This window comes from Streptomyces sp. NPDC026377 (assembly GCF_055567715.1).
The window spans coordinates 74185-99215 of the sequence record NZ_JBVHPV010000019.1 but is presented as its reverse complement, the minus strand read 5'-3'; the positions used below and the strand labels follow the sequence as shown (position 1 = coordinate 99215).

General features: G+C 71.9%; 24 protein-coding genes and 1 tRNA gene. 11 read left to right on the top strand and 14 right to left on the bottom strand.

What is annotated here, in order from left to right:
* Window positions 1-36 precede the first annotated feature (36 nt).
* A complete protein-coding gene (locus tag ACZ4MU_RS30065; protein WP_467882506.1) occupies window positions 37-600 on the top strand; it encodes a histidine phosphatase family protein in 564 nt (187 codons plus the stop codon).
* Between the two features lie 71 nt (window positions 601-671).
* Here the strand turns inward: ACZ4MU_RS30065 and ACZ4MU_RS30060 are convergent.
* Window positions 672-743: transfer RNA gene (locus ACZ4MU_RS30060), tRNA-Val, on the bottom strand.
* Window positions 744-934: 191 nt separating this feature from the next.
* Here ACZ4MU_RS30060 and ACZ4MU_RS30055 point away from each other — a divergent pair.
* The 3 genes from ACZ4MU_RS30055 to ACZ4MU_RS30045 all read left to right on the top strand — a co-directional run bounded on the left by ACZ4MU_RS30055 (window position 935) and on the right by ACZ4MU_RS30045 (window position 3316).
* Window positions 935-2353, top strand: a complete 1419-nt coding sequence (locus ACZ4MU_RS30055; protein WP_467882504.1) for a hypothetical protein — start codon at window positions 935-937, stop codon at window positions 2351-2353.
* 104 nt (window positions 2354-2457) lie between these two features.
* Window positions 2458-3018, top strand: a complete 561-nt coding sequence (locus ACZ4MU_RS30050; RefSeq protein WP_467882501.1) for a DUF4383 domain-containing protein — start codon at window positions 2458-2460, stop codon at window positions 3016-3018.
* 79 nt (window positions 3019-3097) lie between these two features.
* Window positions 3098-3316: an FmdB family zinc ribbon protein gene (locus tag ACZ4MU_RS30045; protein ID WP_467882499.1), complete on the top strand. Its 219-nt coding sequence runs from the start codon at window positions 3098-3100 to the stop codon at window positions 3314-3316.
* A gap of 24 nt (window positions 3317-3340) precedes the next feature.
* Here ACZ4MU_RS30045 and ACZ4MU_RS30040 read toward each other — a convergent pair whose 3' ends face one another.
* From ACZ4MU_RS30040 to ACZ4MU_RS30025, 4 genes are read right to left on the bottom strand one after another with little or no spacing between them, the layout of a single operon-like run.
* On the bottom strand, window positions 3341-4000 hold the full coding sequence (locus ACZ4MU_RS30040) for an O-methyltransferase (protein WP_467882497.1): 660 nt from the start codon (window positions 3998-4000) through the stop codon (window positions 3341-3343).
* A gap of 19 nt (window positions 4001-4019) precedes the next feature.
* Window positions 4020-4856, bottom strand: coding sequence for an HAD family hydrolase (locus tag ACZ4MU_RS30035; RefSeq protein ID WP_467882494.1), 837 nt, complete (start codon window positions 4854-4856; stop codon window positions 4020-4022).
* Window positions 4853-7387 (bottom strand): phosphoribosyltransferase, encoded by a 2535-nt coding sequence (locus tag ACZ4MU_RS30030; RefSeq protein ID WP_467882493.1) that lies wholly within the window; start codon window positions 7385-7387, stop codon window positions 4853-4855. Before ACZ4MU_RS30030 ends, ACZ4MU_RS30035 begins: the two co-directional genes overlap by 4 nt.
* On the bottom strand, window positions 7384-8547 hold the full coding sequence (locus tag ACZ4MU_RS30025; protein ID WP_467882490.1) for an HpcH/HpaI aldolase/citrate lyase family protein: 1164 nt from the start codon (window positions 8545-8547) through the stop codon (window positions 7384-7386). The genes ACZ4MU_RS30030 and ACZ4MU_RS30025 overlap by 4 nt, the downstream gene beginning before the upstream one ends.
* Window positions 8548-8787: 240 nt before the next feature.
* Here ACZ4MU_RS30025 and ACZ4MU_RS30020 point away from each other — a divergent pair, with 240 nt between their 5' ends.
* Window positions 8788-9738, top strand: a complete 951-nt coding sequence (locus ACZ4MU_RS30020) for a TerD family protein (protein WP_467882487.1) — start codon at window positions 8788-8790, stop codon at window positions 9736-9738.
* A gap of 52 nt (window positions 9739-9790) precedes the next feature.
* Here the strand turns inward: ACZ4MU_RS30020 and ACZ4MU_RS30015 are convergent, their stop codons facing one another.
* From ACZ4MU_RS30015 to ACZ4MU_RS29990, 6 genes are all read right to left on the bottom strand, one after another.
* Window positions 9791-10522: a TerD family protein gene (locus tag ACZ4MU_RS30015; protein WP_467882484.1), complete on the bottom strand. Its 732-nt coding sequence runs from the start codon at window positions 10520-10522 to the stop codon at window positions 9791-9793.
* 131 nt (window positions 10523-10653) lie between these two features.
* The gene (locus tag ACZ4MU_RS30010) at window positions 10654-11799 is read right to left on the bottom strand and encodes a DUF475 domain-containing protein (protein WP_467882483.1); all 1146 of its coding nucleotides are present in this window, start codon (window positions 11797-11799) and stop codon (window positions 10654-10656) included.
* Between the two features lie 88 nt (window positions 11800-11887).
* Window positions 11888-12463, bottom strand: a complete 576-nt coding sequence (locus tag ACZ4MU_RS30005; RefSeq protein ID WP_358835648.1) for a TerD family protein — start codon at window positions 12461-12463, stop codon at window positions 11888-11890.
* Between the two features lie 90 nt (window positions 12464-12553).
* On the bottom strand, window positions 12554-13129 hold the full coding sequence (locus ACZ4MU_RS30000; RefSeq protein WP_101392355.1) for a TerD family protein: 576 nt from the start codon (window positions 13127-13129) through the stop codon (window positions 12554-12556).
* Window positions 13130-13251: 122 nt separating this feature from the next.
* Window positions 13252-13710, bottom strand: coding sequence for a peroxiredoxin (locus tag ACZ4MU_RS29995; protein WP_467882480.1), 459 nt, complete (start codon window positions 13708-13710; stop codon window positions 13252-13254).
* 121 nt (window positions 13711-13831) lie between these two features.
* Window positions 13832-14254 (bottom strand): DUF3052 domain-containing protein, encoded by a 423-nt coding sequence (locus ACZ4MU_RS29990; RefSeq protein ID WP_406552879.1) that lies wholly within the window; start codon window positions 14252-14254, stop codon window positions 13832-13834.
* A 392-nt stretch (window positions 14255-14646) separates the two neighbouring features.
* Here ACZ4MU_RS29990 and aceE point away from each other — a divergent pair, with 392 nt between their 5' ends.
* Window positions 14647-17394, top strand: a complete 2748-nt coding sequence (gene aceE, locus ACZ4MU_RS29985) for a pyruvate dehydrogenase (acetyl-transferring), homodimeric type (protein WP_467882479.1) — start codon at window positions 14647-14649, stop codon at window positions 17392-17394.
* Between the two features lie 126 nt (window positions 17395-17520).
* Window positions 17521-18303 (top strand): potassium channel family protein, encoded by a 783-nt coding sequence (locus ACZ4MU_RS29980; protein ID WP_467882476.1) that lies wholly within the window; start codon window positions 17521-17523, stop codon window positions 18301-18303.
* A 32-nt stretch (window positions 18304-18335) separates the two neighbouring features.
* Here the strand turns inward: ACZ4MU_RS29980 and ACZ4MU_RS29975 are convergent, their stop codons facing one another.
* Window positions 18336-18710: a peptidase inhibitor family I36 protein gene (locus tag ACZ4MU_RS29975; RefSeq protein WP_467882473.1), complete on the bottom strand. Its 375-nt coding sequence runs from the start codon at window positions 18708-18710 to the stop codon at window positions 18336-18338.
* A gap of 527 nt (window positions 18711-19237) precedes the next feature.
* Between ACZ4MU_RS29975 and ACZ4MU_RS29970 the strand changes: the two genes are divergently transcribed.
* Window positions 19238-20449: an alpha/beta hydrolase gene (locus tag ACZ4MU_RS29970; protein ID WP_467882471.1), complete on the top strand. Its 1212-nt coding sequence runs from the start codon at window positions 19238-19240 to the stop codon at window positions 20447-20449.
* Window positions 20450-20545: 96 nt separating this feature from the next.
* A complete protein-coding gene (locus ACZ4MU_RS29965; RefSeq protein ID WP_467882468.1) occupies window positions 20546-21406 on the top strand; it encodes a DUF4429 domain-containing protein in 861 nt (286 codons plus the stop codon).
* 81 nt (window positions 21407-21487) lie between these two features.
* Here the strand turns inward: ACZ4MU_RS29965 and ACZ4MU_RS29960 are convergent, their stop codons facing one another.
* Window positions 21488-21949 (bottom strand): MerR family transcriptional regulator, encoded by a 462-nt coding sequence (locus tag ACZ4MU_RS29960; protein ID WP_467882466.1) that lies wholly within the window; start codon window positions 21947-21949, stop codon window positions 21488-21490.
* 87 nt (window positions 21950-22036) lie between these two features.
* Here ACZ4MU_RS29960 and ACZ4MU_RS29955 point away from each other — a divergent pair, with 87 nt between their 5' ends.
* A complete protein-coding gene (locus ACZ4MU_RS29955) occupies window positions 22037-22849 on the top strand; it encodes a serine hydrolase domain-containing protein (protein WP_467882464.1) in 813 nt (270 codons plus the stop codon).
* A 197-nt stretch (window positions 22850-23046) separates the two neighbouring features.
* Here ACZ4MU_RS29955 and ACZ4MU_RS29950 read toward each other — a convergent pair whose 3' ends face one another.
* Window positions 23047-23706, bottom strand: coding sequence for a pirin family protein (locus tag ACZ4MU_RS29950; protein ID WP_467882461.1), 660 nt, complete (start codon window positions 23704-23706; stop codon window positions 23047-23049).
* Window positions 23707-23797: 91 nt separating this feature from the next.
* Between ACZ4MU_RS29950 and ACZ4MU_RS29945 the strand changes: the two genes are divergently transcribed.
* Entirely contained in the window at window positions 23798-24997 is a 1200-nt protein-coding gene (locus ACZ4MU_RS29945; RefSeq protein WP_467882459.1) for a PucR family transcriptional regulator, read from the top strand.
* Window positions 24998-25031 lie beyond the last annotated feature (34 nt).

Here is a 25031-nt window from a genome sequence, read left to right as displayed (position 1 = left end):
CGCCACGTGCCTGAACGGCCGTGCTCTGCTTGTCCCATGACCGTACGCGTGATGTTGATCTCACCCCCGGCCGACCGCTACGCGCGCGAGGCGCGGGTCGGCGACGACGCGGCCTGTCCGGACGAGGACGCCCTGCGCCGGGTCAAGGACGCGGCCGCCGCGCTGCCGGTGCCGGGCCGCAGGCTGAAACCACCCTCCTCCCGCTACGAGTTGGCGGACGGCCTGCCCACCGGCGACGAACCGGCCCTGGCCGACTGGGATCTCGGCCGCTGGCGGGGGCGGCGGCTGGACGAGCTGAGCGCCGAGGAGCCGACGGGGGTACGGGCCTGGCTCACCGATCCCGCGGCGGCGCCGCACGGCGGGGAGAGCCTGCTCGCGCTGGTCGCGCGGGTGGGCGCGTGGCTGGACACGCTGCCCGCGGCGGGCGGGCGGATCCTCGCGGTCGCCTCCCCCGCGGTGGTCCGCGCGGCCGTCACCCACGCCCTGGCCCTGCCCCCCGCCTCCTTCTGGCGGCTGGACGTGGCCCCCCTGACCCTGACCGAACTCTCGGGCCGCTCGGGCCGCTGGAACCTGCGGTGCGGGCGCCCGGCGGGCGGCTGAGAGCCGGTCCTCGGGGGCGCCGGGTACGCCGAAGGCCCCCGCCGTGGTCGGCGGGGGCCTTCGGTTCCGGGTGGGCATGGACGGTTTCGAACCGCCGACATCTGCTTTGTAAGAGCAGCGCTCTACCCCTGAGCTACACGCCCGTGGCACATCCGTGGATGAGGGAACAGCGTACATGGCCCCCCGGGCGGGGCCGCAAACCCGTTCGCGGCGGCGGGGCGGACGGGGGTGGTGGTGCGGGCGGCGCGGGGGTTCGCGAACTAATCGGCCGGTGTGTTCGTCCTTACCTGGTGGGAGAATGAACCGGCAGGCGGACACGGCACGGGAGAGGGATGTGACGGCGACACACGCGCGGCCGTACAGCAGAGCGGGTGCCATCGTCCCCGGTGCCAGTGCCAGTGCCGGTGCCGGTGCCGGAGCCGGAGCCCGACGGTCCCTCGCGGACGCGCTCGCGCTCGTCGCGCTGCCGCTGGCGCTCGGGGCCGCGCTGCTGCCCGGAGCCTTCGCCGGCGGCGGGACGCGGCGGTGGTTCGGCGGGCGCGGGGAGAGCGTGCGGGCCGACGCGCAGGCGGCGAAGGACGCGGCGGCCGCCGCCTTCTACGAGCTGGACACCGCCCAGCGCGATCTGCGGATCTCCATCGAGACGATCACGGCCGTGGACAGTTCGCCGCGCGCCCGCAAGGCCGTGGACGACTTCGCGGCGCTCGGCCGGCGGATCGACGAGGTCAGCAACGACTACATCACCGCCGTCGACGCGCACGACCTGGACCGCGACGACCTGGACGCCTCGGTGGCCGCCAGGGCCCGGGGCGAGCTGGTGAAGGCCAAGGACGATCTCGTACGGGTCAAGGGCGAGCTCGACCGGTTCGAGCAGAGCCTGGGGCCGCTGCTCTCCACCGCCGAGACCCAGCTGGCCCGTCTCGCGCCGGCCGTGGAGCGGGCGCGACAGGCGCTCCTCGCCGCGAGCACCGCTCTCGATTCGGTGCGGGCGTCCGGACTGCGAGCGGACGATCTCGCCGCCCGGCTCGCCGCGCTCGGCCCCGAGCTGACCCGGCTCAACCAGGGCGCGGGACAGCACGGCGTGCCCGAGACCCTGGAGCGGGCCGACCGGGTGCTGCGGGAGGCCGAGGGCGTGCGCGCCGAGGCCGAGCGGCTGCCCGAGCGGGCCGCCGAGATCGACCGCCGACTGGTCACGCTGCGCACCCGCGCGCAGGCGCTCACCACCCGCGCCGGGACCGTCGACCCGGTCCTGAGCGAGCTGCGGCGCCGGTTCACGGCTGCCTGCTGGCAGGACCTCCAGCAGGTCCCCGACCAGGCCCTGGTGAACGTACGGCAGGCCGAGGAGAAGCTGAAGGAGGCCGCCGCCGCGCGCGCCGAGCAGCGCTGGGCCGACGCCACCTCCCGGCTCAGCACGGTCAGGGCGCTCCTGAACGCCACCGACGAGGCGGTCTCGGCCGCCGGTGACCGGCTGCGGCGGCTGGACGCCGTGGCGAAGGACCCGCAGCAGGAGATCGAGCGGACGCGGTTCGCGATCCGGGACGCGCAGCGCCTGGCGATGTCCGGCCGCTCCACGCCGGATCCGCGGCACGCCGGCCCGCTGGACGGGGCCGTGGCGCGCCTGGAGCGGGCGATCGCCTCGCTGGAGGGCCGCCACCCCGACTACTGGCACTTCCTCACCGAGACCGAGGAGGTCCGCCGCGCGGCCGCGGGCGTGGTCGCCCTGATCCGCGAGGAGCGGGGGCACGGGGCCTGAGGGCCCGCCTTCGAGGGCCGTCACGGGGGCGTCACCGGAGGAGTTGTCGGCCCCGCGCCACGGGCGGATCCTTGGGAGGTACGGACGAGACGAGGAGGCCGCCCATGGCCACCCAGCCGCTTCACCACCTGCGCCACCCGCGGCGCGCCCCCCATGTGTCCCTCGACGAGCACCTGCCGGTCGACCACCGGCTGAGCCGGGTGTACCGGTTCGGCGCCGGGCTCATGGGGCTCTTCCTGCTCGTCTTCGGCATCCTGGGGCTCACCCACAACATCGGGTTCTTCGACACCGGCGGCAAGGAGGTCGCGGGGCTGAACACCAACGGCACGCTCAGCGTGATCTCCATCGTGGTGGGGGCGCTGCTGCTGTACGGCATGGTCAAGGGCGGCAACCTCGCCTCCTGGATGAACATGTCGCTCGGCGTGCTCTTCCTGGTCAGCGGGTTCGTGAACCTGGCCCTGCTCGACCGCGGCTCGGCGAACTTCCTCGCCTTCAAGATGCAGAACGTGATCTTCAGCTTCCTGGTGGGTCTGGCGCTGATGGTCTTCGGGATGTACGGCCGGGTGGGCAGCGCGCTGCCGCACGACAACCCGTACTGGAAGGCGCGGCGCGAGGCGGAGGCCCAGTCGGAGCCGGGAGCCGTGCGGGAGCGGCCCATCCGCTGAGGCGGCGGGGCCGTGTCCGCCGGGGCGGCGGGGCCGTGAAGGCTCCCCCCGGCCGCCCCCGGCCCGTTAGCCTGGGGCCATGCCTCGCTATGACTACCGCTGCCGCTCCTGCGGCGACACGTTCGAGCTCAGCCGTCCTATGGCGCAGTCCTCCGCGCCCGCGACCTGCCCGGCCGGGCACGAGGACACCGTGAAGCTGCTGACCACGGTGTCCGTGGGCGGCATGGCCAAGAACGCGCCGATGCCCGCGCCCTCCGGCGGCGGGGGCGGCTGCTGCGGCGGCGGGGGCTGCTGCTGAGGACGGGCGGGGCGCTGCCGGGGGCTACCGCTTGCGGGACAGGGTCAGGCCGTCCGCCACGGTCAGCATGACGCTGTCCATCCGCGTGTCCCGCCGCACGTGCTCGTTGAACCGCTGGACCCCGGCGGCGGGACCGGTCGCCGCCGGGTCCACGACCTCACCGTGGAAGAGCACGTTGTCCACGGCGATGAGGCCGTTCTGCCGCATCCTGGGCACCAGTTCCTCCCAGTACGCGATGTAGTTGCCCTTGTCCGCGTCCAGGTAGGCGAAGTCGATGTGCGGCTCGGCCGGCATCGCCCGCAGGGTCTCGGCCGCCGGGGCGATCCGCAGCTCCACCTTGTGCGCCACGCCCGCCTTCGTCCAGGCCTCGCGCGCCAGGTCGGTCCACTCGCGCGAGATGTCGCACGCGATCAGCCGTCCGTCCTCGGGCAGCGCCCGCGCCATGGCGAGGGCGGAGAACCCGGTGAAGGTCCCGACCTCCACCACGTGCCGCGCGCCCACCAGCCGGACGAGGAACTCCAGCAGCGGGGCCTGCTCCTCGGCCGACTGCATGCCCGCGTGGTCGGGCAGCCGGGCGTACGTCGTCTCCACGAGCTCGCGCTGACCCGCGTCCAGGGGCGGGTTGTGCGCCAGCATGTACGCGTAGAGCTCGTCGGTGATCCTGGTCGTGTTTCCCTTGCTCATGGGGGCGAGTATGGGCCCGTCAGGGCCGTACGGGGGCGACCCGGGCCGCCGTGGCGCGGGCGGTGAAGCGGCGCACGATCTCCTCGCCGGCCAGCACGCCCCGCTCGTCGAGGACATCGACGTGCGGCGCCCGCCAGTCGCAGTCCGCGAGTTCGCCGTGGCCCGGGCGCCAGCCCTCGTCGGCGGCGAGCAGCAGGTCCGCGTCGAGGAGCGAGTCCCCGGCGGCCAGGGTGAGAGCGGCGCCGGTGCGCCGGGCCACCTCGTGGACGGCCGCGCTCTTGGTGAGCGGCTTCGGCACCGCGTAGATCTTGCGGCCCTGGAGCGAGACCGTCCAGCCGCGCTCCCCGGCCCAGCCGCTCAGCTCCTGGACCCACTGGCCGGGCAGCAGCGCGCGCTCGACCACGAGGTAGGCGAACAGGTCCTCGGCGACCCGCTCCTTGCGCAGCCAGGAGGGATCGGCGGCGGCCGAGATGTGCGCGCGCACCTCGTCGAGCGTGGCGCACTCGTCGGCGATCCGCCTGTCCACCTGCCGCCGCCAGTCGGGGTCGGCGACCCCGTCGACGAGCAGTTGTCCGCCGTTGGCGCAGATCGCGTACTTCGCGGGCAGGCCGGGCAGCTGGATGCGCTGGTACTGCTTGCGGGTGCGGGTCGTGGTGGGCACGAAGACCGTGTCCGGGTCGGTCTTGAGGGCGGCGAGCAGGGTGGCGGCGTTCTCGGTCATGTACGAGAGCGGCTTGTGCTCGTGGATCTCCACGCAGAGCAGGCGCGGGGCCCGGGGGTCGGGCATGGTCAGGTCGAGGGCCGCCGCCGAGTAGATCAGCGTGCGGTCCAGGTCGCTGGCGATCAGGGTGCTCATCGGGAGGCCACCGCCTTGCCGTCGGCGCCGGTCGCCCCGCGCGTGTACTGGGGGTGGATCAGTCCGACGCAGCTGTACGGCAGGTCGTCGACCCACTCCACCGGCACCCCGCGCTGCTCGGCGAGCAGGCGTACGTGGTCGAGATCGGCGCCGGCGCCGCGGTGGGCCAGGATCTTCCAGGGGACGCGGCGCAGCAGGACGCGGGTGGTCTCGCCGACGCCGGGCTTGACGAGGTTGACGTCGTGGATGCCGTACTCCTCACTGATCCGTTCGACGGCGGCCCAGCCCTCCCAGGTGGGGCTGCGGTCGGCGCCCTGGAGGGCCTTGGCCTCGCGGTCGACGTCGGCGGCGACCTCGTCGAAGCGGGCGGCGACGGCGTCCAGGAAGTCCACGGAGACGTCGGAGCCGGCCAGTTCCCGGTAGAACTTCGCGCCGTGGAAGTCGCCGGGGCCGATCAGGTCGGCGCGCAGCACCGTGCGCGAGATCAGTCCCGAGACGGTCGAGTTGAGGCAGGCGGACGGGATCAGGAAGTCCTCGCGGGTGCCGTAGGTGCGCACGCACGAGCCGGGGTCGGCGAGGACGGCGATCTCCGGGTCGAAGCGGTCGACCCCCGAGGATTCGGCGAACTCGCGGATCGCCGCGGCCAGTTCGCGGGTGATGGCGCCCTTGCCGGTCCAGCCGTCGACGAAGACCACGTCGGCGGGGTCGTGGTGGGCGGCGAGCCAGCGCAGCGCGTTGGGGTCGATGCCGCGGCCGCGCACGATGGAGACGGCGTAGTGCGGCAGGTCGGCCCCGTGCCGGTACCGGGCCCAGCGGCGCATCAGGACGCCCACGGGGGTGCCCGCGCGGGCCAGCGAGACCAGGACCGGGCGGGGCGACCGCTCGGCGAGCACGGTCTCGGTCACGACGCCCACGGCGCGGGCGATGCGCTCGGCGGAGGTCTCCAGCGCGGCCCGGAAGAGCTGCTGGTACTGCGGCGAGGGCTGGTACTCGACCGGCAGCGACTCCGCGTAGTGGGCGCCGCCGCTCTGGATCGCCTCCTCGCGTTCCTCGGTCGGCGCCTCCAGCTCCACCCCGGACAGGTCCTTCAGCAGCCAGCCCACCTCGTCGGGCGCGTACGAGGAGAAGGCGGGCCCGCGGAGGGGCTCGGGCAGGGGCTGGGGCATGGGGGCACCTTCGGGTACGTACGAGGGGACGACGGCCAGCACGACGTGCGGGATGTGCGCGGCGAGCCGGGCCAGCAGGCCGTCGGGGGCGTGCAGGGCGGGGGTGTCGGCGACGGAGTCGACGACGGCCACGACGCTGTCGAAGCCGGCGCCCGCCACGTTGTACGCGTAGCGCTCGCCGGGGCCGTCGCCCGGGGTGTCGTGGGCGGGGAAGGTGAGACGGGTGCGGATGGCGTAGCCCGGGTCGTCGACGGCGAGGACGGGCGAGCGGGTGGTGGTGGAGAACCGGACGTCCACGCCCGCGTGCTCCAGGGCGAGGGCGAGGCGGAGGGGGGCGTACATCAGCTCCTCGAACCCGAGGACGAGGGTGCGGCCGGGGGTGTCGCCCAGGGCGCGCCTCAGCCGTGCGGCCATGGCGGGAAGCGCCTCTTCGAGCACCGCGCGGTGCTCGGGGGTGAACCCGTGCCGACCACCGTCGGGCAGGCCGGGGGGCCAGGCAAGGTCGACGGCGACGCCCTCCCCCCCGCTGTGGGCAGTCGTCCCGCGGGCCGGGACGGGCGGGCACAGCGGGACCCCGGCGCCGGGCGGCGTTCCCTCCGCCTCCGCCACGTCCGGCTCCTCGGCGGCAGCCTCGTGCTCCGCCACCAGCGCCATCCCACGCTCCAGCACCCCCTCCGGCAGGAGAACCGTTCCTGCCGCCAGGGTCACCAGGTCCACCTCCGCCCCGATCTCCGAGGCGAACGCGGACAGGCGGGTGCGGTCGGCCGGGGAGCGCATGTCGACCAGGGCGACTATCACGTACCGCGAGCGGGGGTAGCGCGCGTGCAGCGCCCTGATCGTGTTCAGGACCGTGTTGCCGGTCGAGAACTCGTCGTCGACCAGCACCAGCACCCCGTCCCCCGCCAGCAGCCCCGGGTCCTGGGGCAGCAGCAGGTGCGAGGTCGCGTGGGAGTGGGACTCCTCGAAGCCGCCCGCCCGCGCGACCCCCTCCACGGGGCGGCGCGTGGAGTGCAGGCAGGGCGCCACACCGATCCCGTCCGCCACCGCGTGCCCCAGGCCCGTCGCGGTCTCCGCGTAGCCCAGGACGACCGCGCCGGACGCCTGCGGGCCGAGCAGCTCCCGCACCTCCTCGCCCAGCGCGAACCCCGCCCCGTACACCCGCGAGGGCCACTGCGGCACATGCTTGCCCAGCACGCTGGAGACCAGCAGATGCGCCCGCTTGGGGTTGCGGCGCAGGGCGAGGCCCAGCAGCTCGGGCAACCGCTCGTCACCCTGGAGTTCGACTCCGAGCCGCTCGGCGACCCACGTTCCCGACCACACACCCACGTTGTCGACGCTCTCCGTCTCGATCATCCTGTCGGTCATCCGGCCAGGCCGGCGGTCAGCAGCTCCACGAAGCCGGTGTCCTCGTTGGCGACGCCGAAGACCTCGGCGCGCAGCAGGGTCCGCTCGGCCCAGGCGCGGTGCGGCTTCACCTCGTTCATTTTGTTCGTATAAGCGGAGCGCAGCACCCCACCCCCGCCCCGCTCCGGCCGCAGGATGTCCCGGGCGTCGCTGTACTCCTCGAGGCTGACCACGGAGAGCGCGTGCACCGGCACCACGTGCGAGGGGTGGATACAGGTCTTGCCGAGCAGCCCGTTGGCGCGGTCCAGCTCTATCTCGCGCAGCAGGCCGTCCATGTCGTGCTCGATCAGCGTGGCGCGCAGCTCCTCCGCGCGCCCCTCCAGAAAGGGGCTGCGGCGCAGCTGGGGCTTGAACATGCGCTCCTGGAGCCGGAAGTACTCCCACACCGGGCCGGTGATGGTGAAGCCCGTGCCGTCGGCCCGGCCCAGCACGTTGACCACGTCCGCGATCACCCCGGCCACGATCTGCACGTCGTACGCCGTCATGTCCGGCGAGCGGCGCAGTCCGTACGCCGAGCAGAAGTCGGTCACGCCGAGCCGCAGCGCCAGCACCCGCTCGCGGTACTTGTCGACCGTGCGGGAGATGCCGGTCAGCGTCTCGCAGCGGGTCTCCAGATGGAGCAGTTCGGGCGACTCCAGCACCGGCATGGCGAAGAGCCGCCGCCCGCTCGCGGCCTCGGCCGCGCTCAGCGCCTCCAGGAACGGCACCCCGCGCTCCTCGGTGAACTTCGGCAGAACGAATCCGGACAGCAGCCGCACCGAGGGGCCGAGCCGCCGCACCAGGTCGGGGATCTGGGCGGGCTCGCGGACCCGGACGAAGAGCAGCGGGACCGGTGCGTCGCGCGCGTCGAGGTCGGCGAACTGGCGCACCAGATTGGCCTCCGCGCCGGCGACCTCGGCGTCGTCGATCGAATCCTCCAGGCAGAGCACCATGGAGACCACGCCCCGGCGGGCCTGCTTGAGGACGTCGTCGGCGAGCGCGGGGCGGGTGGCCGGGCTGTACAGCGTGGCACCGAGGGCCGCGGACAGCACGCGCGCGGGAGAGTCCGCGGTGAACTCGACGGGCTCCCGGTGGAACAGGTCCTTACGAGCAGCAGGCGGAACGTGCCCGAAATGACGCATATGGATTCCCCTGTACTGCAACGATGGCCCGCACTGAGTGACGACGGGTGGCCGGTAATAGTACGTACGAACGCATGTCGGGAGTTCCCCGAGGGCGTGAAATCCAGGTAACCCGCCCGCGCCCTTCCGGTGCCGGGCGCGGACGCGGTACGTAAGGTACGTACCGCTCGACCGCGGGACAAGGCCGCCCTCGGGCCCCCGCGTTGTCCGTGCGGGCGGCGGGAAGGCAGGATGGCGACCATGACGCACGCGATGCTGAAGGGATCCAACGTCCCGCTGGACGCCACGGCGGTGCGCGCGGTGCTCCGCTGGACGCCGGGCGCCGGCGTCCCGGACGTGGACGCCTCGGCACTGCTGCTGGCCGCCGACGGCCGGGTGCGCTCCGACGAGGACTTCGTCTTCTACAACCAGCCGCGCCACCCCTCCGGCCTGGTGCGGCGGCTGCCCAAGAAGCGGGACGGGGACGGTCTGACCGACACCGTCGAGGCGGATCTGGCCGCGCTCGACCCGTCCGTCGACCGCGTCCTGGTCACCGCCTCCTCGGACGGCGCGACCTTCGGCCACGTACGCGACCTGCGGATCCTGCTGTACGACGCGGGGCAGGGCGGCGCCGAGCCGCTGGCGCTCTTCGATGTGAAGGCGGAGACCGGCGAGGAGACCGCGATCATCTGCGGCGAGCTCTACCGGCGCGGCGAGACGTGGAAGTTCCGCGCGGTCGGGCAGGGCTATCCGACCGGGCTGGTGGGGCTGGCCACCGAGCACGGGATCTCCGTGGACGAGGACGAGGCGGAGGGCGCGGGCAGCGGCTCCTCCGGCGGCGGCTCCTCCCGCAGCGGTTCCTCCGGTGGCGCCCGGACGCAGGCCCCGGGCGAGGCGCGGACGCACGGCCGGTCGGCCCCGGCCCCGGTGCCCTCCGCGTCCGTGTCGCAGCCGCTGCCGCCGGCCGTTGCGGTGGCGGCCCAGCCGCAGACCACCCAGCCGTACGTGCCGCCGCTGCCGGCCGCCTCGCCGCCCTCCTACGGCTATCCGCAGCCCGCGCCGCCCCAGCACCCGCCGGCGCACCAGCCCTCGTACGGCTATCCGCAGCCCGCCTCGGCGGGGCCCGGCTACGGCTATCCGCAGCCGGCGGCACACCCGGCGGACCCGGACTTCACACTGCCCCCGATGGGACCGCAGTTCCTCCGCCAGTGAGGGCAGGGGCCGGGCGGGCCGGTGCCCGCCGGGCCCGGTCACGCGCGCACTCTCAGGCCTTCGTCTTGTAGCCGCGCCCCCACTGGAGCCCCCATCCGTAGAGCCGGTCGAGCTCGGCCTGGAAGCCGTAGACGAACTTCACCTCGCGTCGCACGACCATGTCCCCCTTGAGGTTCTCGATGCTGACGACCGCGCAGGAGCGGGCCTGCGGGGCGTGCTCGTCCAGGTCGATCTCTATGCGCGGGCCGTTGCTCGGGTAGAGCGTGACCTTGGCGTGCGTACGGTCGAAGGCGGGCGTCTGGTCGTAGATGTAGACGAAGACGAGCAGCCGCTTGATGGACTCGCGGTGGTCGAGGTTGACGTAGATCGTCTCGCCGGACGGCGAGCCGAACCGGTCGTCGCCGCTGAGCTGGACGTACGGCGCCGCGTTGGTGGCGCCGAGGAAGCTGCCCAGCGGCTGCACCACGCCCTTGCTGCCGTCGGTGAGCTCGTAGAGGCAGCCGAGGTCGAGGTCGACGTTGACGACGCCCTGGGTGTGCGCCTGGACCAGTTCGGGCTTGAAGAGCTTGAACGGGTGCCGCAGCACGCTGGGGCGCGAGCGGCCGCCGAAGTCGGAGGTGCGCATCCGCCACGACAGGTTGACGCGCAGCGACCCGGAGTTGGCGCCCTGCTTGCCGAGCGAGATCACCGGGTGCCGTTTGGTCAGCTCGATGGCGTTGCTCGCGGCGCTGCCCGTGTCGAACTGCGCCGACGGCCTGCCGCGCAGGCTGTCCCAGAAGGCCATGTCTTCCCCACCCCTATACGAACCACGTCGACGGCCCCGCACCCCAAGAACGGCGGGGCGGCCGGGAGGCACGAACCTCCGGCCGCCCCGCTGAGAGCGTTCCGCAATCGCCGACGGGTCACACCACGGATTCAGACCCCGCTGGAGACTTCCGCCTTCTCGCTGTGATCCCCGCCGCCCTCCGCGGCGATCCGCCTGTTGCGGCGGACCGAGGACCAGAAGGACCAGGCGATCAGGACGACGCCGACGAGACCGGTGATGACCTCGTTGATCTCGTACTGGATGGTGACCAGGAGGATCACGGCGAGGGCGCCGATGGCGTAGTGCGCGCCGTGCTCCAGGTAGACGTAGTCGTCGAGGGTGCCCTGGCGGACCAGGTAGACCGTGAGGGACCGCACGTACATCGCGCCGATGCCCAGGCCCAGCGCCATCAGGACGATGTCGTTGGTGATGGCGAAGGCGCCGATGACGCCGTCGAAGGAGAACGAGGCGTCCAGGACCTCCAGGTAGAGGAACATGAAGAACGCGGCCTTGCCGGCGAGCAGCACCGCCGAGGCGCCGCCCCTGCCGCTCTTCCTGGCCTCTTCCTCGGCCTCCTGTTCGGCTTCCTCCTCTTCCTCCAGCTTGTCCTCGAAGTAGCCGGAGAGGCCGCCGACGATCATGTAGGTGATCAGGCCGGCGATGCCGGAGATGAGGACCGTCTCACCCTTGTCCGCGTGCGCGCCGCCGTGCAGGTGGGCGTGGGTCGCGAAGGTCATCGAGGAGACGAGCAGGACGGTGAGCGCGATGGCGACCGAGAGCATGTCGACCTTGCCGAGCTTGGCCAGCGGCCGCTCGATCCAGCGCAGCCACTGGATGTCCCGGTCCTCGAAGATGAAGTCCAGGAAGATCATGAGCAGGAACATGCCACCGAAGGCGGCGATCGACGCGTGCGCGTCGGTGACCAGCTCCTTGTAGTGCTCCTTCTCGTTCAGCGCGAGGTTGACGGCCTCGATGGGGCCGATCTTGGCGCTGATGGCGACGATGACGACGGGGAAGACCAGCCGCATGCCGAAGACGGCGATGAGCACGCCGACCGTGAGGAAGATCTTCTGCCAGAAGGCGCTCATCTTCTTCAGGATTCCGGCGTTGACCACCGCGTTGTCGAACGACAGCGAGATCTCCAGGATGGACAGGATCGCCACGATCCCGAAGGCGGTCCAGCCGTCGTAGAGCACTGCCAGGGCAAGACCGACCGCAGTGATCACGAATGACCAGCCGAAGGTTTTCAGAATCACTGACTTCCCCATCTAGCTAGGCGGGGTCCCCCCAGACGGAGTCTGGGGGAGGGTCTCCCCCCGCGCCGCACCCGACTTGGGCGCGGCTTTACGAAACGTTGACCCCGAAGTCTAGAGCGATCCCCCGCAGTCCGGACGCGTACCCCTGACCGACCGCGCGGAACTTCCATTCACCGCTGTAGCGGTAGAGCTCACCGAAGATCATCGCGGTCTCGGTGGAGGCGTCCTCGCTCAGGTCGTACCGCGCGAGCTCCTGGCCGTCCGCCTGGTTGACCACGCGAATGAAGGCGTTGCTGACCTGGCCGAACGTCTGGCCGCGGTTGTCCGCCTCATGGATGGAGACAGGGAAAACGATCTTGTCGCAGTGGGCCGGCACCTGGGACAGGTCAACGATGATCGACTCGTCGTCGCCCTCACCCTCACCGGTGAGGTTGTCACCGGTGTGTTCGACCGAGCCGTCGGGGCTGGTGAGGTTGTTGTAGAAGACGAACCACTCGTCGCCGAGGACGCGGCCCGACTGGCACAGCAGGGCGCTGGCGTCGAGGTCGAAGTCGGCTCCGGTGGTGGACCGCGCGTCCCAGCCGAGACCGACCAGCACCCGGGTGAGGTTCGGTGCGGCCTTGGAGAGGGAGACATTGCCCCCCTTGGCGAGCGTGACGCCCATGATCGTGAGTCCTCCCCTGAATGGCGAACGAGAGTTGAGCGCGTCCGGCGCCGCACACGTGTGCGGCGCCGGACGAGGGAGAGCGACGGCTCAGACGTTGACGCCGAAGTCCTGCGCGATACCGCGCAGGCCCGACGCGTATCCCTGGCCGATGGCGCGGAACTTCCACTCCGCGCCGTTGCGGTACAGCTCACCGAAGACCATCGCGGTCTCCGTCGAGGCGTCCTCGCTCAGGTCGTACCGCGCGAGCTCGGTGTTGTCGGCCTGGTTCACCACGCGGATGTACGCGTTGCGGACCTGGCCGAACGACTGCTGGCGGCTCTCCGCCTCGTAGATCGAGACCGGGAAGACGATCTTGTGAACATCGGCCGGGACACCGGCCAGGTTCACCTTGATGACCTCGTCGTCGCCCTCGCCCTCACCGGTGAGGTTGTCACCGGTGTGCTCGACGGAGCCGTCGGGGCTCTTGAGGTTGTTGAAGAAGACGAAGTTCGAGTCGTTGGCGACCTTGCCCTGGTCGTTGGTCAGCAGTGCGCTGGCGTCCAGGTCGAAGTCACCCCCGGTGGTGGTACGAGCGTCCCAGCCCAGACCGACGATGACCGCGGTCAGGTTGGGGGCGGCCTTGGTCAGCGAGACGTTGCCGCCCTTGCTGAGGCTGACTCCCACGAGTCCTCCCAATGGTGTGAGGGGCCGGCTTAGGTCAGCGTCCCCGTCGTGCGTTGGCATCGGATCAACGTGTGGATCCTAGTGACCGGTTCCCGCCTCAACAGGCGATTCGAACCGATGGCTCACAGGGTGTCGAGCGCCTTGACGTAGTCGTTCAGGTCCCGGGCGTCCGGCAGGCCGTTCTCGACGGTCCAGCGGACCACGCCCTCCTTGTCGATGACGAAGGTGCCGCGCACCGCGCAGCCCTTCTCCTCGTCGAAGACGCCGTACACGCGCGAGACCTCGCCGTGCGGCCAGAAGTCCGAAAGGAGCGGGTACTCCAGGCTCTCCTGGTCGGCGAAGACGCGCAGGGTGTGGATCGAGTCGTTGGAGACGGCGAGCAGCTGGGTGTCGCGGTCGGTGAACTGCGGCAGGTTGTCCCGCAGCGCGCACAGCTCGCCCGTGCAGACGCCGGTGAAGGCGAACGGGTAGAAGAGGAGCACCACATTCTTCTCGCCGCGGAAGTCCGAGAGCTTCACGGTCCGCCCGTGGTTGTCCTTGAGCTCGAAGTCCGGGGCCTTCGTGCCGACCTCGATCGCCATGGAAACGCCATCCCTTCTGTGGGCCCGGGCAGCAGGCCGCCGCGGACCGTCCTGGTGGGCCCCACCCTACGCAAGGGCCCCCGCCGGCGTGCGCCGGCGGGGGCCCGAAGAGAGCGGAGGATCAGCGCTTGGGCGCGACGAGACGGCTGCCCGTCCAGTCCTTTCCGACACTGATGCTCTTGGTCTGCGAGAGACCGGCGGTCTGCGCGGCGTCGCTCATGTCGCTGGGCTCGATGTATCCGTCCCGGCCGGTCTTGGGAGCCAGCAGCCAGATGACGCCGCCGTCCTCCAGGAGGCCGATGGCATCGACCAGGGCGTCCGTGAGGTCACCGTCCTCGTCGCGGAACCACAGCAGCACGGCGTCGGCGACGTCGTCGTAGTCCTCATCCACGAGATCCTGGCCAATGATGGACTCGATGCCTTCGCGGAGATCCTGGTCGACGTCTTCGTCGTAGCCGATCTCCTGGACCACCTGTCCGGGCTCGAACCCCAGCCTTGCAGCCGGGTTGGTCCGCTCCTCCGCGTGGTCCGCGGTCGCGCTCACGGCTTGCCTCCTGATCTTGATTAGGTAAGTAATGCGGCCCCACGCACGCGCGAGGCTTGGGCGTAGTCCACACGGGCGGGACGAATCGCGCAAGTACCAGGCCCCCGAACCCGCCCTTTGGGGTGCAGCCGGCCCCGGGTCAGGGGCGAACCCGGGCCCGGTGGTGATTCATCCCACACCCTTGCAGATAGTTTGCACGCTTCTGCTCCGTGCGTACGCCAATCGGGGTGACGCGCCCTTTGGGGAACACACACACGCCCTGGGCGTAAGGTTGCGATTTGGGCTGCCGCACATCCCGTTACCCCTCGGTAGAGATGACGTTTCCGTCCTCGCGGTCCACGATGGGATGCGGCGCACCAACCCCGCACGCCCCCCGACAGCGAAGGAACAGCGTGGCTTCCGGATCCGATCGCAACCCGATCATCATTGGCGGCCTTCCCAGCCAGGTCCCGGACTTCGATCCGGAGGAGACCGAGGAGTGGCTCGCGTCCCTGGACGCGGCGGTAGACGAGCGGGGCCGTGAGCGCGCCCGCTATCTGATGCTCCGCCTCATCGAGCGCGCCCGCGAGAAGCGCGTGGCCGTGCCGGAGATGCGCAGCACGGACTACGTCAACACGATCGCCACCAAGGACGAGCCCTTCTTCCCCGGCAACGAGGAGATCGAGCGCAAGGTCCTCAACGCCACCCGGTGGAACGCCGCGGTGATGGTCTCGCGCGCGCAGCGCCCGGGCATCGGGGTCGGCGGCCACATCGCCACCTTCGCCTCCTCCGCCTCCCTCTACGACGTGGGCTTCAACCACTTCTTCCGGGGCAAGGACGACGGCAAGGGCGGCGACCAGATCTTCTTCCAGGGGCACGCCTCCCCCGGTATCTACGCCCGCGCCTACCTCCTTGACCGCCTCTCGGAGCAGCAGCTCGACGCGTTCCGCCAGGAGAAGTCCAAGGCGCCGTACGGACTGTCCTCCTATCCGCACCCGCGGCTGATGCCGGACTTCTGGGAGTTCCCGACCGTCTCGATGGGCCTCGGCCCGCTCGGCGCGATCTACCAGGCCCGAATGAACCGCTACATGGAGGCGCGCGGCATCGCCGACACCTCCGACTCGCACGTGTGGGCCTACCTCGGCGACGGCGAGATGGACGAGCCGGAGTCGCTCGGCCAGCTCTCGATCGCCGCCCGTGAGGGCCTGGACAACCTGACCTTCGTGGTCAACTGCAACCTCCAGCGGCTCGACGGCCCGGTGCGCGGCAACGGCAAGGTCATCCAGGAACTGGAGTCGCAGTTCCGCGGCGCCGGCTGGAACGTGATCAAGCTGGTGTGGGACCGCTCCTGGGACCCGCTGCTCGCCCAGGACCGCGACGGCATCCTGGTCAACAAGCTGAACACCACGCCGGACGGCCAGTTCCAGACGTACGCCACGGAGACCGGCGCCTACATCCGCGAGCACTTCTTCGGCGACGACCACCGGCTGCGCGCCATGGTCGAGAACATGACCGACCAGCAGATCCAGCACCTGGGCCGCGGCGGTCACGACCACAAGAAGGTGTACGCGGCGTACGCGGCGGCCAAGGCGCACAAGGGCCAGCCGACCGTGATCCTCGCCCAGACGGTCAAGGGCTGGACGCTCGGCCCGAACTTCGAGGGCCGCAACGCGACCCACCAGATGAAGAAGCTGACCGTCGAGGACCTCAAGCGCTTCCGCGACCGGCTGCACATCCCGATCACGGACGCCCAGCTGGAGGCCGGCGCCCCGCCGTACTACCACCCGGGCCGCAACTCCGAAGAGATCCAGTACATGCACGACCGCCGCAAGGGCCTCGGCGGCTATGTGCCGACCCGCGTGGTGCGCGCCAAGCCGCTGGCCCTGCCGGAGGACAAGACGTACGCGGCCGCGAAGAAGGGTTCGGGAACGCAGTCGATCGCCACCACCATGGCGTTCGTCCGCATCCTGAAGGACCTCATGCGGGACAAGGAGATCGGCAAGCGGTTCGTGCTGATCGCGCCGGACGAATACCGCACGTTCGGCATGGACGCCTTCTTCCCGAGCGCGAAGATCTACAACCCGCTCGGCCAGCAGTACGAGGCGGTCGACCGCGATCTGCTGCTCGCGTACAAGGAATCCCCGACCGGCCAGATGCTGCACGACGGCATCTCCGAGGCGGGCTGCACGGCCTCGCTGATCGCCGCGGGCTCGGCCTACGCGACGCACGGCGAGCCGCTGATCCCGGTCTACGTCTTCTACTCGATGTTCGGTTTCCAGCGCACCGGCGACCAGTTCTGGCAGATGGCCGACCAGCTCTCGCGCGGTTTCGTCCTGGGCGCGACCGCCGGCCGCACCACGCTGACCGGCGAGGGTCTCCAGCACGCCGACGGCCACTCGCACCTGCTCGCCTCGACCAACCCGGGCTGTGTCGCCTACGACCCGGCGTTCGGGTACGAGATCGCGCACATCGTCCAGGACGGTCTGCGCCGGATGTACGGCGAGACCGCCGACGGCAAGCCCGGCGAGGACGTCTTCTACTACCTCACCGTCTACAACGAGCCGATCCAGCACCCGGCCGAGCCGGCGGACGTCGACGTGGAGGGCATCCTCAAGGGCATCCACCGCTACGCCCCGGGCACCTCGGGCACCATTCCGGCGCAGATCATGGCGTCCGGTGTGGCCGTCCCGTGGGCCGTCGAGGCGCAGCGGATCCTCGCCGAGGAGTGGGATGTCCGGGCCGACGTCTGGTCCGCGACCTCCTGGAACGAGCTGCGGCGCGACGCCGTGGAGGCGGAGGAGCACAACCTGCTCCACCCGGAGGAGGAGCAGCGCGTCCCGTATGTCACGCGCAAGCTCGCCGACGCCCAGGGGCCGTTCGTCGCGGTCTCGGACTGGATGCGGGCCGTGCCGGACCAGATCTCGCGCTGGGTGCCCGGCCGGTACACCTCGCTGGGCGCCGACGGGTTCGGCTTCGCCGACACCCGCGGCGCGGCGCGGCGCCACTTCCACATCGACGCCCAGTCGATCGTCCTGGCGGTGCTCACCGAGCTCGCCCGGGACGGCAAGGTGGACCGCTCGGTGCTGAAGCAGGCCGTCGACCGCTACCAGCTGCTCGACGTCACGGCCGCCGATCCGGGCGCGGCGGGCGGCGACGCGTAACACCCGCGCGCCGGGCGCGGTCCGGGCGCGCGGCGGGACGTGATCGTTCCGCCGCGGGCCGGGCCTGGCCCCTCGCGCCGCTCCCCGCGCCCCTGAGGGGCGCGGGGACGCTTTTACCATGCGCATATGAAGCAGCTTCCCGCACAAGCCCGATGGGAGCGGTGGACCCAGTGGCCACTGCTCGCGCTGGCCGTCGCCTTCGCCCTCGCGTACACCGTGCCCGTGGTCCATCCCGGGGCGGGGGACGGGGTGCACCGGGTGTGTGCCGGGGTGGAATGGGTGGTGTGGGGCGCTTTCGCCTGCGACTACCTGGTGCGGTTCGCCCTGTCGGGCCGACGGCTGCTGTTCGTCCGCACACACTGGCTGGATCTGCTCGCGGTGGTCCTGCCGCTGATCCAGCCCCTGCGGCTGCTCCGGGTCGTCTCCACGCTCGCCCTGGTGGGACGGCGGGCGCGGATGGCCCCGCAGATACAGCTGACCGTCTATGTGGGCGGGGCGGTGGTCGGGCTGCTGATGTTCGGCTCGCTGGCCGTCCTTGAGGTGGAGCGGGGCGCCCCGCACGGGAACATCAAGACGCTGGGCGACGCGGTGTGGTGGTCGTTCACCACGATGACCACCGTCGGCTACGGCGACCACGCGCCCACCACCGGGCTCGGGCGGCTCATCGCCGTGGGGCTGATGCTCTCCGGCATCGCCCTGCTCGGTGTGGTGACGGCGAACATCGCGGCCTGGTTCATCTCCCGCTTCGAGCGCGATGACGCGGAGGAGCGGCGCCAGACCGCGCTCCTGGAGACGCTCACCCAGGAGGTGCGGTCGCTGCGCGGACAGGTCTCCGCCCTGACCGGCGCGGCGACCGGCGCGGCGGAGTGCGCCTGCGGACAGCGCACCCGGGGCGCGCCTCTGAACTGAGGCCCCCTGGCGGACGCGGGCACTCATGGGGCTCAGCTCTCCCAGACCTTGAAGGCCCGCACCCGGTAGGGGCTCTGCGGCACCCAGGAGCCGCCCCCTGGATAGGTGGCGAACTCGGCCGTCTCCGCGCACTCCTGCGACTGGTACACCGTCACGGGGCGGCCCGTCCGGTTGGCGAGGGACACCGCGTCCGTGCCGGGCGGTAATGCCGTGCAGGTCTCGATCTCGATGGTCCGCAGGTCGTACACCTGACGGCCGCCCCGGAAGTCCGGCTGCTTCCACAGGCACAGCTCGCCGGGCGCGCAGGTGCCCAGGCGCGGCGGGACCGCGTGCGCCGGAGCGGGCAGCAGGAACGCCGTGGTGGCGAGGACGGCCGCAGTCGCGGCAGCCGTGGTCGTACGTGTCATCGGTCAACCCCCGTGTCGTCGGCCCCGGTTGTCGCGGCCTCCTTGATCACAGAACGCACTCCGGCGGCCCCGGGTTTCCGCACGGCCCGGATTCACCCGGACTGGTGAAGGACGCTCCGGGGGTGACTGCGGGGGTGACGACAACGGAGACGAACCGCGTCGGCGTGCCGCGCCGACCGCCTCCCCAGGGGCGGGGCACCCGGGTGTGACGAGAGTCGCGGACGGGTCCGGGGAGGCGGCGCGGAAGCATGGGCGAGAGCGCGTCGCGGCGGCCGCCCGGAGCCCCTGCCCGGCCATCCGGTCCCGGCACCCGTGAGGCGATGGGCGCTCCTGACCAGGCGGAAAGGCCGTTCGGCCGAGGAGCGGGCGCAGCACCGGCGTACATGATCGCCGCCGACGCGCGCCGCACGGAGCGTGCGCCCGCGCGCGCGGTCGGTGACACCGGCTCACCCCCCGCGACCTGTTCAAACGTGATCTGAGTCACTGTCACCCCAGTGCGCCTCCCGCGCCTCCTACTCTGTACCGCAGTGACTTCCTTCGACTCCTCCCCCACCCTCAACGTCTGGCGCGCGCTGCTGGCGCTCGGCGTCGTGTTCATGATGCTCGCGACCTCGGGCTGGACCGCGGTCCGCGGCCACCAGGGGTCGGCCGAGCCACGTGCCGTCGCCCTCGCCGCCTGGGCGCGGGGCACCCTCGACGGCCAGAAGCTCCCGGCCCCGGACGCCTCACCGCGCCGGCTCGCCCGCTTCTTCGCCTCCCTGAGCGCCCCCGAGCGCACCGGTCTGGCGCGGCGCTACCCGCTGGTCGTCGGCAATCTCAACGGCGCGCCGGTCCCGCTGCGCTACGAGGCGAACCGCCTGGCCGTGGCCGAGGCGCGCGACACCGAGCGGGCCCGGATGGACGACGCCCGTCTCACCGTCGACGGGCGCCGCGGCGCGGCCCGCCGGATGCACCGGTACGAGTCGCTGATCGCGGGCGACCGCCAGATCCTCGCCTTCGACCCGTGGGACAGCGGCCGGGTCGCCGAGGTCTTCGGCGACCTCGAACACGCCGAGCGCGTCTCGGTGGTCATCCCGGGCGTCGACACCAACGTCATGACGTTCGAGAGGACCTCGCGCCAGTACTCCGCCCCGGTGGGCATGGCGCAGTCGCTGTACGCGGCGGAGCGCGCGGCGGGTCCGCGCACCCGTACCGCGGTGATCGCCTGGGCCGACTACACCACCCCGGCCGGGCTCGGCATCGACTCCGCGATCGGCAGGCTGGCCGAGGAGGGGGCGGTCCGGCTCGACCACCTGGTCCGCGCCCTGCCGGGCAACGCGCCGGTCTCCCTGTTCTGCCACAGCTACGGCTCGGTGCTGTGCGGCGTCGCCGCGCACCGGCTGCCGCCCCGCGTGGTCGACATCGCGGTCGCGGGCAGCCCCGGTATGCGCACCCAGAGCGCCTCCCGCCTGGGCACCTCCGCCCGGGTCTGGGCGACGCGGGACCGCGACGACTGGATCGAGGACGTGCCGCACCTGGACGTCGGGGGCCTGGGCCACGGCGCGGACCCGGTCTCCTCCGGGTTCGGCGCGCGGGTGCTCTCGGCGGCCGGCGCCGTGGGCCACGCGGGCTACTTCGTGCCCGGCACCCAGAGCCTCGCCAACTTCGCCGCCATCGGTGTCGGTTCGTACGAGTCGGTCAGCTGTCTCAAAGGCAATGCGGCCTGCCAGCGCGGTATTTCCGGTGCGGACGCGGCCTGACGCGCGTAGAAATCGGTGCCGCCGCATACATACGTGTGACATTGCGGCCGGCGCCGAGGGGGGACGCGCGGGCGCGCGCCGCCTACGATGAGGCGCATGGGTGATGTGCTGGCCGGAATTCATGCCACCTGGGAGTTCGAGTCCGACTCCGTACTCATCCGCTTCGAACGGGGGATCCGCACGCCGAAGCTCTTCACGGCGCTGCGCGAACGGCGCATCCCCCACGAAGCGTTGGAGTCGGTCACGCTGACCCCGGGCAAGCGCGGCACGGTGGTGCTGCACGCGGTGCCGAGACCCGGCGCCGATCCGCTGATGGAGGCCGCGGCGGGACAGCTGAAGGAGGGGTGCGACCCGTACCGTCTGGTGCTGCCGGCGGAGCGCGAGACGCTCGCCGAGTACTACGCGGACGAGCTGCGCGCGCTGCTCGGCCCGGACGCGGCGCAGCCGTCGGAGCGGTACGTGGTGACCGCGCCGGAGCTGCCGCAGAGCTTCAAGGCGTACGACGGGAAGGCGACCTTCGACGGCCGCCAGGTGTCGTTCCGCTGGTTCTGGACGGGTGCCTCCTCGGCGAAGTGGAAGGCGGGTGACCAGACCTTCCCGGCGGCCTCGCTCTGCGGGGTGGAGTGGCGCTCGCCGGAGGTCTTCGACGGCTATCTGCGCCTGCTGCGGCGCGACGCCGACGCCGCCGCGCCCCAGGCCGACCAGGACCCGGCCGCGGTCGTCTTCGGTCTCGGGTACGGGCCGGTCCACGAGTCGCTGCCGTTCGCGGCGGCGGTCCTCCAGGCGATCCGGGAGGCGGCCGGGGCCCCGGTCCCGGTGGCCGCCGTGCCCGCCGGGCGGCGCGATCCCGCCGACATCGCCGAAAGCATCCGGCACCTGGGTGAACTCCACCGGGCCGGTCTGGTGACGGACGACGAATTCAGCGCGAAGAAGGCGGAGTTGCTGGCGGAGCTGTGAGGGCGGGAGCGCTTCTCGCAGCGGTCCGCCGGCTCCCGGGCGGCGGTCCGCCGCCGCTCGGGCCGTCTCTCCCCCCCCGGCTCAGGCCGTTTCCGACACCCGGCGGGCGTCCGCGTAGTAGTTGATCTTGTGGTCGAGTACGGCGAGGGTGTCCTGGAGCTCCGCCATGCGCGTCAGGACGTCGCGCCGGGTCTGCTCCAGGAGCTCCTGCCGTGCGTCGAGCGTGTGCGCGCCCTCCCGGACCAGCTCGGCGTAGCGGACCATGTCCGCGACCGGCATCCCGGTCAGCCGCAGCTTGCCGACGAAAACCAGCCAGTCGAGATCCTTGTTGGTGAACCGCCGCTGCCCGGTGTGCGAGCGGTCCACGTGCGGCATCAGACCGATCCGCTCGTACCAGCGCAGGGTGTGCGCGGTGAGCCCGCTCAGCGCCGCGACCTCGCTGATCGTGTAGCGGTCCTGGCCCTGGGGGCGCGGGTGCGTCGGGCGGGCCTTGCACAGGTCCACGACCGCCGTCTTCGCAGGGATGCTCTCGATCACCGTCATGAGCTCCAACCTAGAAGGTTGGAGTGCACTCGAAGCAAGGGGATTGTGCCGCGGGCGCCCCCGCGGGGACCGTCTAGGCTCGTACGCATGAAGAGCCTGGCGCTGATCGAGAACTGGCCCGTGCCGCACGCGGCCGCCGCCGTCGTCCGGGCGGACGGCACCGTCGCCGGGACGCACGGCCCCACCGGGCAGCGCTTCCCGCTCGCCTCCGTCACCAAGCCGCTCGCCGCGTACGCCGCGCTGGTCGCGTACGAGGAGGGTGCCGTCGAGCTGGACGAGCCCGCCGGGCCCGAGGGCTCGACCGTACGGCATCTGTTGGCGCACACCTCGGGGCTCGCCTTCGACGAGCACCGGGTGATGGGGGCACCCGGGGAGCGGCGGCTGTACTCCAACGCCGGGTTCGAGGTGCTGGGCGACCACATCGCCAAGGCGACGGACATCCCCTTCGCGGACTATCTGCGCCAGGCCGTGCTCGAACCGCTGGGGATGACGTCGACCTCGCTCGACGGCTCGCCCGCCAAGGACGGCGTCTCCACCGTCGAGGACCTGGTGCGGTTCGCGGCGGAGGTGCAGGCGCCGCGGCTGCTGCACCCGATGACGGTCGCCGAGGCGATGACCGTGCAGTTCCCGGGGACGAAGGGGGTGCTGCCGGGGTACGGGCACCAGAACCCCAACGACTGGGGCCTGGGGTTCGAGATCCGGTCCGCGAAGTCCCCCCACTGGACCGGGCTTTCGTCCTCGCCCCGGACCTTCGGGCACTTCGGGCAGGCCGGGACGTTCGTGTGGATCGATCCGGACGTCTCGGCCGCGTGCGTGGCCCTGACGGACCGGGCGTTCGGGCCGTGGGCAACCGAGGTGTGGCCCGCGTTCACCGACGCGGTGCGGGCGGAACTCGCCTAGCCGGTCGGCCGCGGGCCGGTGGTGGCTCGCTCGCGCAGTTCCCCGCGCCCCTCAGGTAGTCGGCCGCAGCCGGAGAACCCAGCTCAGCCACAGGTCTTCAGGGGCGCGGGGAACTGCGCGACCAGCCACCCACGGTCCGCGGACGAAGCAGGCACGCCCCGCCCGCGCCCACCCACGGCCCACGGGACGAAACCGCGCTACACCTCGGACAGCTCCCAGAACAGCAGCTCCGCCGGCGTGCGGGCGATCGCGTCGAGGGCCGGCTCGTCCGTGGCCCGGGCCGCGTCACCGGGGCCCAGCCGCTCGGCCCCCAGGGCGACCTCGCCCCGCACCACGTGGACGTAGACCCCCGCCGCGCCCGGCACCGCCGTGCGCTCGCCGGACGCCAGGCGGCGTACGTGCAGCAGCGCCCCGGACGCCAGGACCGCGTACGGCGTGGAGTCGGCCATGCCCCGGACGATTCGGTACGCGGGAGTGCCGCCGGGCTCCTTGGGGGCCAGCCACATCTGGACGAAGACCAGCGGGGCCGTGCCGTCGTTGCGTTCCTCGTGACGCACCCCGCCGGCCGAACTGAGGTGCTGGACGTCCCCCGGCCGTACGACCGTGGCGTGTCCGGTGGAGTCGCGGTGGGTGAGCTCCCCCTCCACGACCCAGGTGACGATCTCGGTGTGGCTGTGCGGGTGTTCGTCGAAACCGGCGCCCGGGGCGAGCCGTTCCTCGTTGCAGGCCAGGACCGGGCCGAAGCGCAGGTTGTCCGGGTCGTAGAAACGGCCGAAGGAGAACGCGTGCAGGGACTCGATGCCGGCCGCCGCGTCGCCGCCCCGGTAGCGCTCGTCGGCGCGCCTCACGGAAATCACGGCTCCACGGTAGCCCCGCCGGGCGGCCCCGGAACGCCCCCCGAACCCCCGGCAGGACACACACCCGTCCTGATAAGGCAGTCTTGTCCCCGTGCCCGAACCCGAATCGCAGCAGCCGCCGCCGACCGCCGCCCATCCGCACACCGCGACCCTCAAGCGCCTTGAGCAGTCCTCCGGCCGGCTCGCCGCGAACGCCATCGCCCGCATGGACGAGACGCTGCCGTGGTACCGGGCGATGCCGCCGGAGAACCGGTCCTGGATCGGTCTGGTGGCCCAGGCCGGCATCGCGGCCTTCACCGAGTGGTTCCGGCACCCGGAGACCCCGCAGGCGATCTCCACGGACGTCTTCGGGACCGCTCCGCGCGAGCTGACCCGGGCGATCACCCTGCGCCAGACCGTCGAGATGGTGCGCACCACCATCGAGGTCATGGAGACGGCGATCGAGGAGGTTGCGGCGCCCGGCGACGAGTCGATCCTGCGCGAGGCGCTGCTCGTCTACGCGCGCGAGATCGCCTTCGCCACCGCCCAGGTGTACGCCCAGGCCGCCGAGGCACGCGGTGCCTGGGACGCCCGCCTGGAGTCGCTGGTGGTCAACGCGGTGCTCTCCGGTGAGGCCGACGAGGGGGCCGTGTCCCGGGCCGCCGCCCTCGGCTGGAACTCCCCCGAGCACGTGTGCGTGGTGCTCGGCACCGCCCCCGACGGCGACAGCGAACTGACCGTGGAGGCCATCCGGCGGGCCGCCCGGCACGCCAAGCTCCAGGTCCTCACCGGGGTGCTCGGGGACCGCCTGGTCGTCATCGCGGGCGGCAGCGACAACCCGCTCCAAGTCGCCAAGGCCCTGATCGGCCCGTACGCGGCCGGTCCCGTGGTGGCCGGACCGGTCGTCCCCGACCTGCTGGCGGCCACCCGCTCCGCCCAGGCCGCCGCCGCCGGGCTCAAGGCGTGCACGGCCTGGCAGGACGCTCCCCGGCCCGTTCTGGCGGACGATCTCCTTCCGGAGCGCGCGATCGCCTCCGATCCGGCTGCGCGGGAGCAGTTGGTGGAGGAGATCTACAGACCGCTGGAGGAGGCGGGCTCCGCGCTCCTGGAGACCCTGAGCGTCTATCTGGAGCAGGCGAGCAGTCTGGAAGGCGCGGCCCGGATGCTCTTCGTCCACCCCAACACCGTGCGCTACCGGCTACGACGTGTGACGGACGTCACCGGCTGGTCGCCCTCCGATGTGCGTTCGGCCTTCACGCTCCGGATCGCCCTGATCCTGGGGCGTCTGGCCGACGGAGATCCTCAGTCCTAGACTTTTGTCGGACACCCACAATTCCCCCGACGGT

Bases quoted from the DNA above. Each gene is read 5' to 3' on its own strand.
- ACZ4MU_RS30015 (WP_467882484.1), bottom strand. From the start codon at position 10,522: ATGGCCTTCTGGGACAGCCTGCGCGGCAGGCCGTCGGCGCAGTTCGAC.
- ACZ4MU_RS29955 (WP_467882464.1), top strand. From the start codon at position 22,037: ATGAAGAGCCTGGCGCTGATCGAGAACTGGCCCGTGCCGCACGCGGCC.
- ACZ4MU_RS29975 (WP_467882473.1), bottom strand. From the start codon at position 18,710: ATGACACGTACGACCACGGCTGCCGCGACTGCGGCCGTCCTCGCCACC.
- ACZ4MU_RS30040 (WP_467882497.1), bottom strand. From the start codon at position 4,000: ATGAGCAAGGGAAACACGACCAGGATCACCGACGAGCTCTACGCGTAC.
- ACZ4MU_RS29960 (WP_467882466.1), bottom strand. From the start codon at position 21,949: ATGACGGTGATCGAGAGCATCCCTGCGAAGACGGCGGTCGTGGACCTG.
- ACZ4MU_RS30045 (WP_467882499.1), top strand. From the start codon at position 3,098: ATGCCTCGCTATGACTACCGCTGCCGCTCCTGCGGCGACACGTTCGAG.
- ACZ4MU_RS30005 (WP_358835648.1), bottom strand. From the start codon at position 12,463: ATGGGCGTCACGCTCGCCAAGGGGGGCAATGTCTCCCTCTCCAAGGCC.
- ACZ4MU_RS30050 (WP_467882501.1), top strand. From the start codon at position 2,458: ATGGCCACCCAGCCGCTTCACCACCTGCGCCACCCGCGGCGCGCCCCC.
- ACZ4MU_RS30025 (WP_467882490.1), bottom strand. From the start codon at position 8,547: ATGCGTCATTTCGGGCACGTTCCGCCTGCTGCTCGTAAGGACCTGTTC.
- ACZ4MU_RS30065 (WP_467882506.1), top strand. From the start codon at position 37: ATGACCGTACGCGTGATGTTGATCTCACCCCCGGCCGACCGCTACGCG.
- ACZ4MU_RS30030 (WP_467882493.1), bottom strand. From the start codon at position 7,387: ATGACCGACAGGATGATCGAGACGGAGAGCGTCGACAACGTGGGTGTG.
- ACZ4MU_RS29995 (WP_467882480.1), bottom strand. From the start codon at position 13,710: ATGGCGATCGAGGTCGGCACGAAGGCCCCGGACTTCGAGCTCAAGGAC.
- ACZ4MU_RS29980 (WP_467882476.1), top strand. From the start codon at position 17,521: ATGAAGCAGCTTCCCGCACAAGCCCGATGGGAGCGGTGGACCCAGTGG.
- ACZ4MU_RS29965 (WP_467882468.1), top strand. From the start codon at position 20,546: ATGGGTGATGTGCTGGCCGGAATTCATGCCACCTGGGAGTTCGAGTCC.
- ACZ4MU_RS30020 (WP_467882487.1), top strand. From the start codon at position 8,788: ATGACGCACGCGATGCTGAAGGGATCCAACGTCCCGCTGGACGCCACG.
- ACZ4MU_RS30035 (WP_467882494.1), bottom strand. From the start codon at position 4,856: ATGAGCACCCTGATCGCCAGCGACCTGGACCGCACGCTGATCTACTCG.